The 16,508-nt window shown below is 72.8% G+C and carries 14 protein-coding genes; 11 read left to right on the top strand and 3 right to left on the bottom strand.

The window, feature by feature from the left end; all coding sequences use genetic code 11:
* Positions 1-184 precede the first annotated feature (184 nt).
* Positions 185-1,966 carry an ABC transporter ATP-binding protein gene (locus ACLJPY_RS09690; RefSeq protein WP_410587696.1) on the bottom strand — a complete coding sequence of 594 codons (1,782 nt, stop codon included), beginning with the start codon at positions 1,964-1,966 and terminating at the stop codon, positions 185-187.
* Positions 1,967-2,078: 112 nt separating this feature from the next.
* Here ACLJPY_RS09690 and mshB point away from each other — a divergent pair, with 112 nt between their 5' ends.
* From mshB to ACLJPY_RS09710, 4 genes are all read left to right on the top strand, one after another.
* Positions 2,079-2,921: an N-acetyl-1-D-myo-inositol-2-amino-2-deoxy-alpha-D-glucopyranoside deacetylase gene (mshB, locus tag ACLJPY_RS09695; protein WP_410587697.1), complete on the top strand. Its 843-nt coding sequence runs from the start codon at positions 2,079-2,081 to the stop codon at positions 2,919-2,921.
* Positions 2,918-3,310: a hypothetical protein gene (locus tag ACLJPY_RS09700; protein WP_410587698.1), complete on the top strand. Its 393-nt coding sequence runs from the start codon at positions 2,918-2,920 to the stop codon at positions 3,308-3,310. Before mshB ends, ACLJPY_RS09700 begins: the two co-directional genes overlap by 4 nt.
* Positions 3,303-4,079 (top strand): hypothetical protein, encoded by a 777-nt coding sequence (locus ACLJPY_RS09705; protein ID WP_410587699.1) that lies wholly within the window; start codon positions 3,303-3,305, stop codon positions 4,077-4,079. Before ACLJPY_RS09700 ends, ACLJPY_RS09705 begins: the two co-directional genes overlap by 8 nt.
* A gap of 84 nt (positions 4,080-4,163) precedes the next feature.
* Complete coding sequence (locus tag ACLJPY_RS09710; protein ID WP_410587700.1) at positions 4,164-4,943, top strand: hypothetical protein; 780 nt, start codon at positions 4,164-4,166, stop codon at positions 4,941-4,943.
* A gap of 29 nt (positions 4,944-4,972) precedes the next feature.
* On the opposite strand, the gene ACLJPY_RS09715 is transcribed toward ACLJPY_RS09710, so the two are convergent.
* A complete protein-coding gene (locus ACLJPY_RS09715) occupies positions 4,973-5,734 on the bottom strand; it encodes a site-2 protease family protein (protein WP_410588262.1) in 762 nt (253 codons plus the stop codon).
* Positions 5,735-5,998: 264 nt separating this feature from the next.
* On the opposite strand from ACLJPY_RS09715, the gene ACLJPY_RS09720 reads away from it, so the two are divergent.
* Positions 5,999-6,286, top strand: coding sequence for a WhiB family transcriptional regulator (locus ACLJPY_RS09720; RefSeq protein ID WP_410588263.1), 288 nt, complete (start codon positions 5,999-6,001; stop codon positions 6,284-6,286).
* A 304-nt stretch (positions 6,287-6,590) separates the two neighbouring features.
* Positions 6,591-9,881, top strand: a complete 3,291-nt coding sequence (locus tag ACLJPY_RS09725; RefSeq protein WP_410587701.1) for a glycosyltransferase — start codon at positions 6,591-6,593, stop codon at positions 9,879-9,881.
* A 723-nt stretch (positions 9,882-10,604) separates the two neighbouring features.
* On the opposite strand, the gene ACLJPY_RS09730 is transcribed toward ACLJPY_RS09725, so the two are convergent.
* Positions 10,605-11,069 (bottom strand): metallopeptidase family protein, encoded by a 465-nt coding sequence (locus ACLJPY_RS09730; RefSeq protein ID WP_004559274.1) that lies wholly within the window; start codon positions 11,067-11,069, stop codon positions 10,605-10,607.
* Between the two features lie 79 nt (positions 11,070-11,148).
* On the opposite strand from ACLJPY_RS09730, the gene ACLJPY_RS09735 reads away from it, so the two are divergent.
* The 5 genes from ACLJPY_RS09735 to manA all read left to right on the top strand — a co-directional run bounded on the left by ACLJPY_RS09735 (position 11,149) and on the right by manA (position 15,612).
* On the top strand, positions 11,149-11,502 hold the full coding sequence (locus ACLJPY_RS09735) for a DUF3499 domain-containing protein (protein ID WP_033261311.1): 354 nt from the start codon (positions 11,149-11,151) through the stop codon (positions 11,500-11,502).
* Positions 11,503-11,582: 80 nt separating this feature from the next.
* A complete protein-coding gene (locus ACLJPY_RS09740) occupies positions 11,583-12,938 on the top strand; it encodes a phosphomannomutase/phosphoglucomutase (RefSeq protein ID WP_410587702.1) in 1,356 nt (451 codons plus the stop codon).
* Positions 12,939-13,027: 89 nt separating this feature from the next.
* Entirely contained in the window at positions 13,028-13,249 is a 222-nt protein-coding gene (locus tag ACLJPY_RS09745; protein WP_410587703.1) for a Trm112 family protein, read from the top strand.
* Positions 13,233-14,327 carry a hypothetical protein gene (locus ACLJPY_RS09750; protein WP_410587704.1) on the top strand — a complete coding sequence of 365 codons (1,095 nt, stop codon included), beginning with the start codon at positions 13,233-13,235 and terminating at the stop codon, positions 14,325-14,327. The genes ACLJPY_RS09745 and ACLJPY_RS09750 overlap by 17 nt, the downstream gene beginning before the upstream one ends.
* Positions 14,328-14,382: 55 nt before the next feature.
* Positions 14,383-15,612 (top strand): mannose-6-phosphate isomerase, class I, encoded by a 1,230-nt coding sequence (manA, locus tag ACLJPY_RS09755; RefSeq protein WP_410588265.1) that lies wholly within the window; start codon positions 14,383-14,385, stop codon positions 15,610-15,612.
* The last annotated feature ends 896 nt before the right edge of the window (positions 15,613-16,508 follow it).

A 16,508-nucleotide genomic window follows, 5' to 3' on the forward strand; every position in this document is an offset into this window, starting at 1 on the left:
GCTGAGCGTGGGGATCCGTTCGCCGGCTGTGCGGCGGCGAGGGGGGTCCGTGCGGACCCGGGCCGGCGATCTACGCGCCATGGCCCTTTCGCGTGGTCGACATGGGCCGATTCTCGCACGCGGACCCCGCGAAACGCGGAAGGCCGCCACCCGAAGGTGACGGCCTTCCGCGTGTCGAACAGCCTCAGTCGGCCACCGGGGCCAGCTTGCCGGCCTCCCAGGCCGCGCGGCGCTCGGCCTGCAGCACCGGGTCCGCGACCGGGGCCGCCGACAGCAGCCGCTTCGTGTACTCCTGCTGCGGCGAGTGCAGCACCTGGTCGCGCGTGCCGACCTCGACCAGTTTCCCGTGCTGCATCACCGCGACGCGGTCGGCCAGCAGGTCGACCACCGCCAGGTCGTGGCTGATGAACAGGCAGGCGAACTGCAGCGACTGCTGCAGGTCCAGGAACAGGTCCAGCACGCGGGCCTGCACCGACACGTCCAGCGCCGACGTCGGCTCGTCCGCGATGAGCAGCGCCGGGTCGAGCGACAGCGCGCGGGCGATCGCCACGCGCTGGCGCTGGCCGCCCGACAGCTCGTGCGGGTAGCGGTTCATGTAGTGCCCGCCCAGCTCGACCTTGTCGAGCAGCGACCGCACCCGCGCCGACAGCGCCTTGCCGGAGAGCACCTTGTGCAGCACCATCGGCTCGGCGATCGACTCGCCGATCGTCATCTTCGGGTCCAGCGTCGACGCCGGGTCCTGGAACACGATCGAGAAGAACCGGCGAAGCGGGCGAAGCTCCTTCGCCGACATCTTCGTGATGTCCTTGCCCGCGATCGCGATCGTGCCCTGGGTCGCGCGCAGCAGGCCGACGGCGCAGCGGCCGACCGTCGACTTGCCCGAGCCCGACTCGCCCACCAGGCCGACGATCTCGCCCTTGGCGATGGTCAGCGAGACGTCGTCGACCGCGCGGTTCTTGGCCTGACCGCGGCGGCCCGGGTACTCGAGCACCAGGTTCTTGATCTCCAGGGCCGGCGCGGCCTCCTCGATCACGGCTTCCAGCTCGGCGTCGGCCAGCCGGATCTCCTCGGCGATCTTGGCCGCCTCGGTGCTGTCCGTGGCGATGCCGGTGTCGTCGAGCAGGCGGCGGCCCTCGGGCCGCTGGCCGAGCACCGGCACCGCGGCGAGCAGCCGCCGGGTGTAGTCCTCCTTCGGCGACGCGAACAGCTCGCGCACCGGCGCCTCTTCGACGATCTCGCCCTGGTACATCACGATCACGCGGTCGGCCATGTCGGCGACGACGCCCATGTCGTGGGTGATCAGCACGATCGCCGTGTCCAGGGTGTCCCGCAGCTTGCGCAGCAGGCCGAGGATCTCCGCCTGGACCGTGACGTCGAGCGCCGTGGTCGGCTCGTCGGCGATGATCACCTTCGGGTCGCAGGCGATCGCCATGGCGATCACGACGCGCTGGCGCAGGCCGCCCGAGAGCTGGTGCGGGTACTGCTTGAACCGGAGCTCAGGGTTCGGGATGCCGACCATGTCGAGCAGCTCGACCGCGCGCTTGTCGGCGGCGTCCTTGGCGATGTCGAGGTGCGAACGCAGGGCCTCGCGCAGCTGCCACCCGACCGTGTAGACCGGGTTCAGCGCCGTCATCGGCTCCTGGAAGATCATCGCGACCTGGTTGCCGCGGATCTTCTGCATTTCCTTCTCTTTGAGATCCGCCAGGTTGCGCTCGCCGAGGCGCAGCTCACCGGCGATCCGGCTGGTCTTGGGCAGCAGGCCCAGCACCGACATCGACGTGACGGACTTGCCGGACCCGGACTCCCCGACCACGGCGACGATCTCGCCGGGCTGCACGTCGAACCGGATGCCCTTGACGGCGTTCACGACGCCGTCCTCGGTCTGGAACGACACGCTGAGGTCGGAAATGGACAGGACCGATCCTGACACGCCGGCGACGTCCGCCGAAGTTGCTTCAGTGCTCACCAGATGCCCTTCGTGGGGGTACAGACCGTCACGACGCGGCGGTCGCGACTCGCGCGAGGATAACCGAGGGTGTCCCCGACGAAGGTCGGAGCACGGGAATTACGCTCAACCCGTGATCTCCCCGGTATCGCGAAGGCTGCTGTTCGTCCACGCCCATCCCGACGACGAAAGCATCACCACCGGCGCCTCGATCGCACGATACGCCGCCGAAGGGGCCGAGGTGACCGTGGTGACCTGCACGCTCGGTGAAGAGGGCGAGGTCATGCCCGAGCTGGCGGAGCTCGAGGGGCTGCGCGCCCACACCGCCGACCAGCTGGGCGGCTACCGGGTCACCGAGCTCAAGGCCGCCTGCGCCGCGCTGGGGCTGTCGCGGCACCGCTACCTGGGCGGGCTCGGCCGGTGGCGCGACTCGGGCATGGCGGGCACGCCGTCGGCGGCGCACCCCCGGGCGTTCACCGGCGGCAGCGCCGACGAACAGGCGGCCCAGCTGGCGGAGATCCTCGACGAGGTCCGGCCCCAGGTCGTCGTCACCTACGACGCCTTCGGCGGCTACGGCCACCCCGACCACGTCCGCGCCCACGAGATCACGATGGCGGCGGCGCCGCGGGCCGGCTCGGTGCAGCGGGTCTTCCACACCGTCGCGTCGCGCGACGCCGTGCGTGCCGGGCTGGCCGCGCTGCGTGAGGGCGAGCGCCGCTACCGCGTCCCGGCCGACGACGAGCTGCCCACGACGCCCGACGAAGAGATCACGACGGTGCTCGACGTCGCCGCGCACCTGCCCGCGAAGCTGGCGGCACTGCGGGCGCACGCGACGCAGCTGGCCGTGGCCGAAGAGGACGTCCCCTACTTCGCGCTGACCAACGGCATCGCCCAGCCGATCCTCGCCCGGGACTTCTTCGTGCTCGCCCACGGCCCGGCCGAGGGCGCGGCGGACGACCTGTTCGGCGGGCTGTGACGGTGGACGAGCGGCTCACCCTCGAGCAGGGGCTGCTGCTCGCGCTGCTCGTCGTCGACACGGTGCTGCTCGCGCTGCTGGAGCTGTTCTTCCTGCCGCTGCGGGCCGGGGTGGTCCCGGTGCCGGTGACGGTGCTGGTGGGCGCGGTCACCACGCCGTGGCTGGTGTGGTCCGTGGCGAAGCTGGTGCGTCCGGCGCTTTCCTGGGTACCCCTTGCGGTGTGGGTGCTCGTCGTGTTCGGGGTCGGCCTGCTGGGCCCGGGCGGTGACGTGGTGCTGATCCAGGACTGGCGGGCGTTGCTGCTGCTCGGCGCGAGCGCGCTGCCGGGGGCGATGGTGCTCGGCGGCACGCCCCGCCGGGCGACGGGAAGGGGACCGGGACGTGGCTGAGGCGATCTCCGACCGGCAGCTCGTGGCGGTGCTGCGGCCGTTCGTGCGCGCCTGCGGGCCGATGCTCGACGCGCTGCGCGAAGCCGACCCGTTCGGGCTGCAGGCGCGGGCTTCGGAGGACTTGGCCGAGGTCGACTCCGGCTTGAAGGCGAAGCTGATCCACGGCGTCACGTCGGTGAAGGTGCCCGGCACGGCCGCGTGGACGCGGATGACGGGCTACGACCGGTCGAGCTGGTGGATGAACCGCGTCGGCCGCTTCACGGCGTTGCTGACGTCGATCCCCGGGCTGGGCGGGGCGCTGGCCGACCGCCTGCCGGTGCAGGACACGCTCGGCGCGGCGTCACAGGGCCTGCTGCTCTGCGCGATCGCGGGCGAGTACGGCGTGACCGACGTCGGCACGCGGGTGCGGCTCATCGCGTGGGTGCTCTTCGAGCGCGACATCGACCCCGATCTCGCGGCGGGCAGGCACGCGGAGCACGACGAAGCCGCGGAGGCCGACGAAGCGGCGAAGCTGACCGAGGAACTGACGGCGTCGGAGAAGAAGCACGGCAAGGCGACGGTGAAGGCGGCCGGCCGCACGCTGTGGCGGCTGGGCCGGGGCCTGCTCGGCATCACGGGTGAATTGGAGAAGCGCCCGCGCGGCAACTTCTTCCACCGGGCGCTCGGCATGCTGCCGGTCGTGGGCGCCGCGGGTGACTACCTCGGCGAGCGGTCGGGCCTGCGCGTGGTGTGGAAGCGGGCGCACGTCTGGCTGACCGAACGCCGCTGATCTCGTAACAACGCCTCCTCCGGTGCCGACTCTGGCCAGGCCCGGCGCACCGGCGCCGGGCGTGGGCGACGGGAAGGCGAGACCGTGACGATCTCCGACGGGCAAATCGTGGCCGTGCTGCGGCCGTTCGTGCGAGCGTGCGGGCCGGTGCTCGACTCGCTGCGGGACGCCGATCCGTTCGGGCTGCAGACTCGGGCGCCGGAAGACCTGGCCGGCGTCGAGTCCGGGCTGAAGGCGAAGCTCGTCAACGGCGTCACGTCGGTGAAGGTGCCGGGCACGGACGCGTGGGCGCGGATGTCCGCCCACGACCGGTCGAGCTGGTGGATGAACCGCGTCGGCCGCTTCGCCGCGCTCCTGACCGCGATCCCCGGCGTCGGCGGGGCGCTCACCGACCGCGTACCCGTGCAGGACACCGTCGGCGCGGCGTCGCAAGGGCTGCTGCTGTGCGCGGTCGCGGGGGAGTACGGCGTGACGGACGCCGGCACCCGCGTGCGGCTGATCGCCTCGGTGCTGTTCGGCCGGGACATCGCGCCCGCGCTCGCGGCCGGCCAGGACGACGCCGCCGAGGCCGTGGCCGCCGCCCGGCTGACCGAGGACCTCGCGGCGTCGGAACGCGACCACGGCAAGGCCACCGTCGGTGCGGCGGCGGGCACGCTCTGGCGGCTCGGCCGGAGCCTGCGCGAACTCACCGGAGAGCTCGAGAAGCGGCCGCGCGGCCGGATGCTGCACCGCGCGATCGGCAAGGTGCCGGTCGTCGGGGTCGCGGGCAACTACCTGGGCGAGCGGTCGGGGTTGCGGGAAGTGTGGCAGCGCGCGCACGGCTGGCTGGCCGAGCACGCGCCGCCGGTCACGGCACCGCGTTGATCATTCCCGCGCGGCGCGGGTCCCAAACCTCAGTTCCAGAACTGGAAGACGCTGAAGCCGATCTTCGCGCCGTCGACGTACCCGCCGAACGCGTTGAAGATGGCGTATGCGCCGTCCCACAGCGCGTTGTTCGCCGGGCGGAAGAACCACAGGAGCGCGAACAGGATGATCGGCGCCCACGGGCGGACGCGCGCGCCGAGTTCGCGCGCCTGCGGCGGCAGGTACGGCTCGATCGCGCCCCAGCCGTCGAGGCCCGGGATCGGGAGGATGTTGAGGATGAACGTCACGACCTGCAGGAGCGCCAGGTAGGACATCGCGATCACCAGGCCGCCCGCCATCGGCACCAGCGCGACCACCAGCGCCAGCGCGGCCCCGACCGCGAGGTTGCTCAGCGGGCCGGCCAGCGACACCCACGACGACGTCCCGCGCGAGCGCAGCGCGCCGCGGTTGATCCACACCGCGCCGCCGGGCAGCGGGATGCCGCCGATGATGAGGAAGACCAACGGCAGGATGATCGAGAGGACCGGATCGGTGTACTTCCGCACGTCCAGCGTCAGGTAACCCTTGTGGGCGACGCTGTAGTCACCGCCGCGGTAGGCGACCATCGCGTGCCCGAACTCGTGCAGCGACAGCGACGCCACCCAGCCGGCGGCGACGAAGATCACCACGCCCGCGATGAGCAGCGGGTCGCGGTCGCGGACGAAAACGGTGTTGATGTCACCGAACGCGGCCATGGCGCCACCGGCGACGGTGAGCGCGAGGATGCCGAGGAAGACCGGGCTGGGGCGCACTGCTGACTTCTGCACGTGTCCCAGTCTTCCGTATGCCCGGTGTGAAGTTACCGGCGTGTCCCCTTGCGCGATCGGGCCGGAACGTCCCCCGAACTCGCTACTCCGCTTGACCTGACCGCACTACACGGGTGTAATCACAGTGATGTCATTCGCCGCCGAGAGGGGACGGCGGGTGTCGTTTCACCACCGCCAGCCTGGGGAGTGCTAGGGAGCGAGGAGGCGGACGTGCGGTTGGAAGCCGATGGGAAGGAATGGGGGCACGTCATGGGTTGGGGCGAGATCCCGGAGCAGGCTCTGGGAGATCTCACCGAGCTCATCGATGTCACCGACGAAGAGCAGGATTGGCAGGAACGCGCCCTGTGCGCGCAGACGGACCCGGAGGCGTTCTTCCCCGAGAAGGGCGGTTCCACCCGCGAAGCCAAGCGCATCTGCCTGGGTTGCGAGGTCAAGGACGAGTGCCTTGAGTACGCACTGGCCCACGACGAGCGCTTCGGCATCTGGGGCGGTCTGTCCGAGCGGGAGCGCCGCAAGCTCAAGAAACGAGCGATCTGAAGCGGTCCGAGGGGCGAGGTGTGTTCGCGGAGAGCGCGAACCACGCTCGCGCTTCAGGTGTCTTCTGGGGGTGCAACCCCCAGACCCCGCCCGGGGGCAAGCCCCCGGACCCCCGTGCCGGGTCGAGTTCGCGTGGAAAGCTCGGCTCTGGTCGCGTCCGCTCAGCGGGACTGCGGAATTCGCCGGTGATGCTTGTGTCACCGGCGAATTTCTCTTTTGGCGCGACCGGCGTGGGTTCACCACCGGGTGACGGGGCGGGGCCGTAGGGTGGCCGGACCGACTGCCGCCTGATCTGGAGCGTTCGTTGCCCCGCACCGCCGCGCCCGTCCCGCGCTCCGCGCCCGTTCTGGCCATTGTGGTCTGTCACGACGGCGAAAACTGGCTGCCGCTGGCGCTTTCCGCGTTGCGCCGCAGCACCGTCCGGCCCCGGCACGTGCTCGCCGTGGACACCGGGTCCACCGACTCGACCCCGCGGCTGCTCGCCGAGGCCGCCGAAGACCCCGGGCCCGATTCTTCGCCCGTGCTGTCCGGCGTCATCACACTGCCGAGTGAAACCGGCTTCGCGGCCGCGGTCGCCGAAGCCGTCGCGCACGCCACGGAACGCTGGGGCGATCCGGGATCCTGGCTGTGGCTCCTGCACGACGACTGCGCGCCCGAACCCGACTGCCTCGAGCAACTCCTGGACGTCGCCACGAAGGAGCCGTCGGCCACCGTGCTCGGCTCGCTCGGTCTCGACTGGACGGACCCGCGGCTGATCGTCGAAGCCGGCCTGTCCACCGACGCCTCCGGACACCGCCAGCAGGTCGCCGCGACCGGCGAGGACCCGGTGGAGGTGCTCGCCGTGCCCAGCGCGGGCTCGCTCGTGCGCCGCGACGCCTGGGACTCCCTCGGCGGCTTCGACCCCGCTTTCCCGTTGCTGCGCGAGGATCTCGACTTCGGCTGGCGCGCGAACGCCGCCGGCGGCGTCGTCCTGTCCGTGCCGCTCGCCCGGGTCCGCCACGCGCGCGCCGTCACCACCGGGCGGCGGCCAGCGGACGCGCTCCCCGGCGCCCTGCCCGCCGCGAACCGCGCGCACGGGCTGCGCGTGTTCCTCGTCAACTGCTCGCCGTTTTCCTTCTGGTTCGGCCTGATCCGGCTCCCGCTGCTGGCGGTGCTGCGCGCGCTGGCCTTCGTCCTGCTGCGCCGCACCGGCGAAGCGCGGGCCGAATTCGCCGCCGTCGCGTACCTCCTCAGTGGACACGGCGGATTGCGCGCCGCGCGTGCTAGCCGACGGCGAAATCCGCGGCCGGGCACGGTTCGCGGGCTCTTCACCGGACGCTGGACGCGGCTGCGCAACGCCGTCCGCGCCGGTGTCGTCGGCCTGGTGCGCCGCGGCGTCGAGAACGAAGTCGCGCTCGGGAGGGTGCCCGAGACCGTCGAAACGGAGTCGGCGTGGGTGACGCCGGAAGCGCTCGACGCCCGCGAGAACCGTCCGGTCGGCCCGGACGCGCTCCCGGCGGGCGCGCTGCGCGGACTCAGCTCTCGCGGGTCCGGGCTGCGCCGCCCGGGCACGCTCGTCGCCGTCGCGCTGCCGGAAACCCCGGCGCCGGTGACCGAAAACACCACCGAGGACACCGGCCGGGACACCGGCCGAGACCCTGCGGAAACCGAAGAGCCGGAACTCGTCTTCGTCGAGGTGAACCGCCGCCGGGTGCTGGCGGCCACGGTTTTCGCGCCGCCCGTGGTCCTGTTCGTGGTGCTGACCGCGCTCGGCTTGTTCGTCAACCGCGCCCGGCTCGGCCTCGACCTGTTCGGCGGCAAGCTGCTCCCGGTCGGCGGGCTGGGGGAGCTCTGGTCGTCGTACCTGACGCCGTGGCACGCGATCGCCGGCGGTACCGGCGCGCCCGCGTCGGCCACCGTGGGCGTGCTCGGCGTGCTCGGCGCGGTGTTCGCATCGATCGGCGGCCCGGCCGCGCTGGTGGCGATCCTCCTCCTCGGCGACATCCCGCTCGCGGCGCTGAGCGCGTACGCGGCGACGCGGCGCCTTCGCGTGCGCCGCTGGGTCCGTGCCGTCGTCGCGGCGACGTACGCGCTGCTGCCGGCCGCGACCGCCGGTGTGGCGCAGGGCCGGCTCGACGTCGTCGTGGTGCACCTGGTGCTGCCGCTGGTGGCCGCGGGCATCGCCGGGCTGCTCGTCAACGCGGACACGCGCTGGCTGCACGTCTCGGCGCTCTCGGCGTTCGGCGTGGCGCTGCTCGGTGCGTTCTCGCCGCTGGCGCACGGGCTCGCGCTCGCCGGGCTGCTGATCGGGTTCGTCGTGCTGCCCGCGCCGACCGGGCTGGCGCGCCGGATCGCGTCGGTCGGGATCGTGGTGCTGCTGCCGCTGGCGCTGCTGCTGCCGTGGCCGACCGTGCTGCTGAAGCACCCGGAACTGCTCCTGCAGGGACTCGGCGGGGCGGCGGCGACGGTGTCCGGCACCGACCTGGCCGGGCTGGACCCGGGCGGCCCGGGCGCGTGGCCCCTCGGCGTCGTGGTGATCGCGGCGGCGCTGGTGGCGGTGGTCGTCCGCCCGACGAAGCTCGCCGCCGGCGGGTTCGCGCTGGCGGCGCTGGGCGCAGGCGGGCTGGTGCTCGTCCGGCTGGTGACGGCGGTCCCGCTGCAGGGCGGCGCGCCCTCCCACGGCTACGCGGGCGTGCCGCTGCTGATCGTCGGCGCCGGGCTGCTGTGGGTCGTGCTCGGGTCGTGGCAGCGCGGCGGCGCGGCCGGGGCGCCTTCGACGTGGCTGCCGAAGGTGATGGCGGTGGCCGGGGTGGCGGTGTTCCTGGCGCTGGCGGCCGGCGCGGTGGTGGTCGGCTCACAGGGCCCGCTGCGCGCCGGCGAGCGGCCGTCGCTCGCACCGGAGGTCGCGGCCGAGCTGGCGGCGTCCGGCCGGTCGGTGCTGGACGTGGCCCCGGACGCGACCCGCCAGATCACCGGCCGCCTCCCGCACTACGGCGACGACGAGCTGGCCCCGACACCGGGCACCCCGGCCCGGCTGGCGGCCTGGCGCCACGACCTCGGCCAGGGCGACGCGGCGGCGGTCCAGCGTTCCCTGGCGGCCGCGGCGGCGGCGGGCGTCCAGTTCGTGGTGCTCCCACCCGGCGTGGACGCCCAGGCGTACGTACCGCTGGCGAAGGACATGCTCGCGGTGGCCGCCCCGACATCCGACGGCCGCGGGGTACTCCGCCTGCTCCCCCCGGCCGGCCAGGTGATCCTGATCTCCCCGGAACAGGCGAAGGCGGCGGTAACGGGCGGCGGCGCGCCGGGCAACGCCCCAGGAGTGGCCCCGGTACGGGCGGACCTGCCGGAGGTACGCGTCCGGGTGTCCGAAGGCCCGACGGGACGGCTCCTGGTGCTGGCGGCGGAGCAGGAAGCGGGCTGGAAGGCCACGGTGGGCGGCAAGCCGGTGCCGATCGTCCCGGCGTGGGGCCACCAGGTGGCGGTATCGGTGCCACCGACGCCATCGGAGGTGACGGTGGAGTACCCGGGCACGGAACGCAACTTGCTGTTGCTGGCCCAGCTGGCAGCGGCGCTGTTCACACTTTTGACGGCAGTCCCGGCCCGCCGCCGCACGTGAAGTTGCCACCGGAGGAGCGCGGTGGTCATCCCGTCGCCTGAGGCCGTCAAATCACTTTGAGCCGGGCCCGCAACCCAGAGCGTGAGGCGAGGGGAGAGCGCGAGCTTGCGGGCCCGGCTCAAAGTGATAGGCCTCGCTCAGGCGACGGGATGACCACCTCGCGGCCCCTCGAGAACGAGAGATGGCAGCGGAAGCAGGGGTCATCCCGGAGCCTGCCCGTCCGGCGAGGACAGCTTTTGATTCTGCCGCGGCCGAATTCTCTGCCGCGGCAGGCGGGTCCGACCTCCCCCGCCCCTCCGGGGGGATTTTCAGCCGACGGGCGGGTTCGTCAAGGCGGGAAAGCGTGCCTTGACAAACCCGCCCGTCGGCTGAAGAGAAGGCTGGGATGAGGGGCGGGGGAGGTCTGGTGACGTCGTTGGCCGGCTTGCGTTGCCGGCCTGCGGTTCGCGGCGAGCACAGATCTGGCCTGCGGTTCGCAACGTCCACAGATCTGGCCTGCGGTTTGCAGCGACTACAGATCCGGCCTGCGGTTTGCAGCGACTACAGATCCGGCCGGCGGTTCGCAGCGAGTCCCGCAAAGCCCCGCGTCGGCCTGCGCCGAACCCGCCGGCTGGGCCGGCGGCGCTCGGAAACTGTCGGTGCCGCCCGGTAACGTAAAAACCGGGGGTCCCTCCACGCGCGCGGGTTGTGCGCTTCGCAGCAATGCCCCGACCCGGCCAGGTGCTACTCGCCCTCGATGACGTCCGGCTCCACGCCCAAATACCCCGCCACCTGCTCCACCAGCACGTCGTGCACCAGTTCCGCCAGCTCCGACGGGTCCTTCGCGCGCGCCTCCAGCGGCCGCCGGTACAGCACGATCCTCGCCCGCGTCGGCAGGCCCGTCCGGTCCACCCCGGCCGGGACCAGGCGCGACAGCGGGACCGCGCCGTCGTGCAGGACCCCGTCCGCCGGCGAGTGGCCGTTCTCGCGGACCTCGGGCACGTCGTCCACCGCCACGTCGAGCTTCGTCAGCTCGTGGCGCCAGCGGGCCTCGATCGGCTCCAGTGCGTCCAGCACCAGTGCGTCGAAGCGTTCCGCGCGGCTCGCGGCGGCGGGCAGGGTCGCCGGGTACAGCGTCCCGCGCAGGCCCCGGCCGTGCCGGTCCCGTCGCGAGCGCCGCCGCTGTCGGTAATCACGAGCCGTCGCCACGCCCGAAGTCTATGCGGTCCGCACGTCCCAGCGCGTGTCGCTCCTCCAGGCTTGCGGCGACGCGCTATCGTTTCGTTTCGTGCGGAGCGTACGGAAGTGTTCGCGTACTGGCTGTCTCGAGCCAGCTGTGGCCACGCTGACGTATGCGTACAGCGACTCCACCGCCGTCGTCGGCCCGCTGGCCACCGCCTCCGAGCCGCACTCCTACGACCTCTGCGAAGCCCACGCGCTCCGGCTGACCGTGCCCAAGGGCTGGGAAGTCGTCCGGCACGAAGGGGCCTTCGCCGCGCCCGACCCGTCGGCCGACGAACTGACCGCGCTGGCCGAGGCCGTGCGCGAGGCTGGCCGCTCCGACAAACCGGCCCCCGCGCCCGAGCCGGAGGGCCCTTCCGGGCGCCGCGGCCACCTGCGGGTCCTCCCCGGTCGCGCCTGAACGCGTAACCCACTCACCTCGCCGGTAGGCTTTCCGCGCGGCGCAGCGGGCGCCGGGAAGACTATTCGCGGGGAGACGGCGTGCCAGACCTTTCGGGCATCGTGAAGGCCTACGACATTCGCGGCGTGGTCGGCGAGCAGCTCGACGCGGACCTCGTCCGCGACTTCGGCGCCGCGTTCGCCCTGCTCATCAAGCCGGAAGCGCCCTCGGTGGTGATCGGCCACGACATGCGCGACTCCTCGCCCGGCCTGGCGGCCGCGTTCGCCGAGGGTGTCACTTCGCAGGGCCTCGACGTGGTGAGCATCGGGCTGGCCAGCACCGACCAGCTGTACTTCGCCTCCGGTTCGCTGAACCTGCCGGGCGCGATGTTCACCGCCAGCCACAACCCGGCCAAGTACAACGGCATCAAGATGTGCCGCGCGGGCGCGTCGCCGGTCGGTCAGGACACCGGGCTCGCCGAAATCCGCGACACCGTCGAGCAGGGCGTGCCGGAGTTCGAGGGCCAGCGCGGCACGATCAGCGAGCGGGACGTCCTCGCCGACTACGCCGCCTACCTGCGCAACCTCGTCGACCTGTCCGGCAGCCGGCCGCTGAAGATCGTGGTCGACGCCGGCAACGGCATGGGCGGCCACACCGTCCCGACCGTCTTCGAGGGCCTGCCGATCGAGGTCGTGCCGATGTACTTCGAGCTCGACGGCACCTTCCCGAACCACGAGGCCAACCCGCTGGACCCGGCGAACATCGTCGACCTGCAGGCGAAGGTGCGCGAAGTCGGCGCGGACGCCGGTGTGGCCTTCGACGGCGACGCCGACCGCTGCTTCATCGTCGATGAGCGGGGCGAGCCGGTTTCGCCGAGCGCGATCACCGCGCTGGTCGCCGTCCGCGAGCTGGCGAAGGACCCCGGCGGCACGGTCATCCACAACCTGATCACGTCCAAGGGCGTGCCGGAGATCGTCGCCGAGCACGGTGGCAAGCCGGTCCGCACCCGCGTCGGGCACTCGTTCATCAAGGCCGAGATGGCCCGCACCGGCGCCATCTTCGGCGGCGAGCACTCCGCGCACTACTACTTCCGCGACTTCTGGCGCGCCGACACCGGCATGCTGGCGGCGCTGCACGTCCTCGCCGCCCTCGGCGAGCAGAACGGCCCGCTGAGCGAGCTGACCAGCGCGTACTCGCGCTACGCGGCCTCCGGTGAGATCAACTCCACGGTCGACGACCAGGTCGCGAAGATGATGGCGGTCAAGGACGTCTTCGGCCCCCGCTCCGGTGTCGAGATCGACGAGCTGGACGGCCTCACCGTGCAGCTGCCAGGCGGCGCCTGGTTCAACCTGCGGCCGTCGAACACCGAGCCGCTGCTCCGGCTGAACGTCGAAGCGGCGAACGCCGAGGCCGTGCAGGCGCTGGTGGAAGACGTGCTCGCGATCATCCGCAGCTGACCCCGTCCACGGTGAAGGGCGGGCCGCGGGGCCGAACCGTGTCCTGAAGGTGCCCTTCACCACACCTTCTCGCGTGGTATGGAGGAACCATGGCCATCACGCTCGACGCCCAGCTCCTCGAGATCCTGGCGTGCCCGTCGCCGGATCACGCCCCGTTGCGCCCCGGTGCGCCGGACGACCCCGAGGCCGACGCGCTGACCTGCACGGAGTGCGGCCGGGTGTACCCGGTCCGTGACGGCATCCCGGTGCTGCTCCTGGACGAGGCGACCCTGCCGGGTGACAACGGAAACTCCGATGCCGACAGTGCTTGACGACACGCTGCTCGACGACCCCGCGCGGCTGGCCGAAGCCGACAGCGCGGGGTTGCTCCGCGCCGCCGCGATGGCCGGCGCCCAGGTGCGGGCGGCCGCCGAGCTGGCCGCGGAGCTGGAGCTGTCCGAGCGGCTCGACATGGGCCGTCCGCGCGCCGTCGTGCTGATCGACCGGCCGGGGGTCAGCCGCACGCTCACGCGGCTGCTGGCCGCCCTGCTGGCGCCGTCGTGCCCGGTCCCGGTCGTCGTCGCCGAGGTGGTGCCGAGTTGGATCGGCGCGCTGGACGTCGTCTTCGCGCACACCGACGACCCGGGTGACCGCGAGCTCGCCGCGTCGCTGGAGCGCGCCGCGCGGTACGGCGCCTCGGTCGTGCTGTCCGCGCCGTCCGAAGGCCCGGTGGCGGCCGCCGTGGCGGGCAAGGGCCTGCTGCTGGCGCCGCGGATCCCGGTGCCGCCGGAGCTGGCGTTCCCGCGCGGCCTGGCCGCCGGGCTGCTCACCGCGAACGCGCTCGGCCTGCTGATCTCCGACGTCCAGGTGCTCGCCGACCAGCTGGACCTCGAAGCCGAGAAGGACTACCTGGCCCGGGAGTCGTTCGCGAACCCGGCCAAGGCGCTCGCCCTGCGGGTGGCCGACCGCGTGCCGCTGCTGTGGGGGCTGGACCCGGTCGCGGTCGCCGTCGGCGAACACGCTGCGCACGCGTTCGCGGCCCACGCGGCTACGGTGTGCGACGTCGAGGACTACCGTCAGGCGCTGGCGCGCCCCGCATTGCGGCGGGCGGCGCAATCAGGTGGCGGAGAGCGTGACATCTTCGCCGATCCGGACGATCCCTCTGGTGACATCCCTACCCGGGTGCTGCTTCTCTCGGTAAGGACCGGTCCGGCCACGGACGCGGCGCGCTACCAGGCCGAGGACCTGCTGCCGGGTGCGGACGTCATCGCGCCGGCCGAGGAGATCGAGGCCGACGAAATCGTGCGGGCCGCGGTGCTGGCACTGCGGTTCGAACTGGCGGCGGTCTACCTCGGGCTGGCCGCGGGCAGCATCGGCGGCGCCGGCCGTTTCGCGCCCGCGACGGCGTGAGACCTGCCGAGCACCGGCTCTGGCCGGTGCCCGAAGGAGTGGAGTTGAGGTGACAGTGGAGCTGCTGCGCAACGCGGTGCGGCCCTACGCCTGGGGATCGCGGACGGCGATCCCCGAGCTGCTGGGCCGTCCGGTACCCGCGCCGCACCCCGAGGCCGAGCTGTGGATGGGCGCCCACCCGGGCGACCCGTCGCACGTCATCGGCCCCGACGGGACCGAGCGGAGCCTGCTCGAGCTGGTGGACGCCGACCCGCTCGGCCAGCTGGGCGAACGCTGCGCGAAGCGGTGGGGCGGGCGGCTGCCGTTCCTGCTGAAGATCCTCGCCGCCGAAGAGCCGCTGTCGATGCAGGCGCACCCGTCGGCGGCCCAGGCCGCGGAGGGGCACGCCCGCGAGGAGAAGCTGGGCATCCCGCGCGACGCGGCGAACCGCAACTACCCGGATCCGACGGCGAAGCCGGAGCTGGTGTGCGCGCTGACGGAGTTCCACGCGCTGGCCGGGTTCCGCGCCCCGGATCGCACGGTGAAGCTCCTGAAGGCGATCGAGACGCCCGGCCTGGCGAAGTACACGGGCCTGCTGGAGGCCCAGCCGGACCCGGCCGGGCTGCGGGCGCTTTTCACGACGTGGATCACGCTGCCGCAGGCGTCGCTGGATTCGCTGCTGCCGGAGGTGCTCGACGCGTGCGTCCGGCACGTCCAGGAGCACGGCGAGTTCGCGGTGGAGTGCCGGACGATCCTGGAGCTCGGCGAGGCGCACCCGCGTGACGCGGGCGTGCTGGCGGCACTGTTGCTGAACCGGTTGACGCTGCGGGCGGGCGAGGCGATCTACCTGCCGGCCGGCAACCTGCACCTGTACCTGCACGGAACGGCCGTGGAAATCCTGGCGAACTCGGACAACATCCTGCGGTGCGGGCTGACGCCGAAGCACGTGGACGTCCCGGAGCTGCTGCGCGTGGTCGACTTCGCGTGCGGCGAGATGCCGGTGCAGTGCGGCGACACCGGCGGCCGCCTGGCGGTGTACCGGACGGACGCACCGGAGTTCGAGCTGTCGCGCGTGGAGTGGGCGGCGGGCGAGAACGACGAGATTTCGGTCGACAGCGTCGGGCCGCAGATCCTGCTGTGCACGGCCGGCGACCTGCTGGTGACCGCGGACGACGGCGAGAAGGTCGAGCTGCGCAGGGGCCAGTCGGTGTGGCTGCCGGCGGCGGACCCGCCGGTTCACGTGCGCGCGCTGGGCGGCGAGCGCGCCCAGCTCTTCCGCGCGACGGCAGGAACCTGCGAAGACTGACCCGCCCGCTGCTTCGCTCCCTATCGCGCTCACCCTCCCCGCGCGTACCTGCACGGTCGGCCTGCGTACCTGGAGGGTCGGCTTGCGTACCTGCGCGGTCGGCCCGCGAATCGACGGTGCACGTATGCCGGTGTGGCGGTCGGGGCATGCCGCAGGACCTCTTGTGACGCGAACCGACCCTCTGGGTACGCGAACCGACCGTCTAGGTACGCCAGCCGACCCTGTAGGTACGCAAGCCGACCCTGTAGGTACGCGGGCCGACTGTCTGGGTACGCGGGTCGGCTCTGCCCGGGCGGGGTTTCTGTGTGCGTTCCGTGTGGCGGGGTCGGCCACGATCATCACCACGGGGGGACCCTGGTGCGTTGATGCGCGCCGCCGGGTCCGCTGGGGGTGGCGCCGGTCGGATTCGCCCGGCGTCCGTGGGCTGAGGGTGGTGCCGCGAGGGGGCGGCACCACCACGGCGCCCGCACCCCCGCCGAGGCGAGACGGATGGTGCGGTGAGGGGGCGGCACCACCCCGTCTCGTCCGGCAGGCGAGCCCGGCCACGAGGAGCGCCCAAGCCGCTCCGACGGGCGGGAACCGGTTCGGGCTGGGTGCGGGGAGGCACCTCGGCCGCCGGGGGCGGAGAGGCCCTGGTCGGACTGACCGGTGCGGGGAGGCACCCAGTCCGGCCGGGCAGCTGCCCGGCCGGACCGGAACGCCCGCTCGAGCCACACCCGTGCGATCAGGACAGGTCGGCTGCCCCGGCGGCCCGGAGGGTGCCCGCTTAGGCCGGATCGGTCGCGGCCAGGGCAGGGGGCTGCCTTGGCGGGACCGAAAGCGCCCGCTCAAGTCAGATCCGCGCCGTCTGGACAGGTCAACCTTCCCCAAGCGGCCCGAAGCCCGGCTTAGATCGA

Origin of the sequence: Amycolatopsis sp. lyj-23, assembly GCF_046549135.1 — a bacterium.
Classification (GTDB): domain Bacteria; phylum Actinomycetota; class Actinomycetes; order Mycobacteriales; family Pseudonocardiaceae; genus Amycolatopsis.

Coding starts and splice junctions, on each gene's coding strand:
- ACLJPY_RS09720 (WP_410588263.1), top strand. CDS start 5,999: ATGGGTTGGGGCGAGATCCCGGAGCAGGCTCTGGGAGATCTCACCGAG.
- ACLJPY_RS09745 (WP_410587703.1), top strand. CDS start 13,028: ATGGCCATCACGCTCGACGCCCAGCTCCTCGAGATCCTGGCGTGCCCG.
- ACLJPY_RS09750 (WP_410587704.1), top strand. CDS start 13,233: ATGCCGACAGTGCTTGACGACACGCTGCTCGACGACCCCGCGCGGCTG.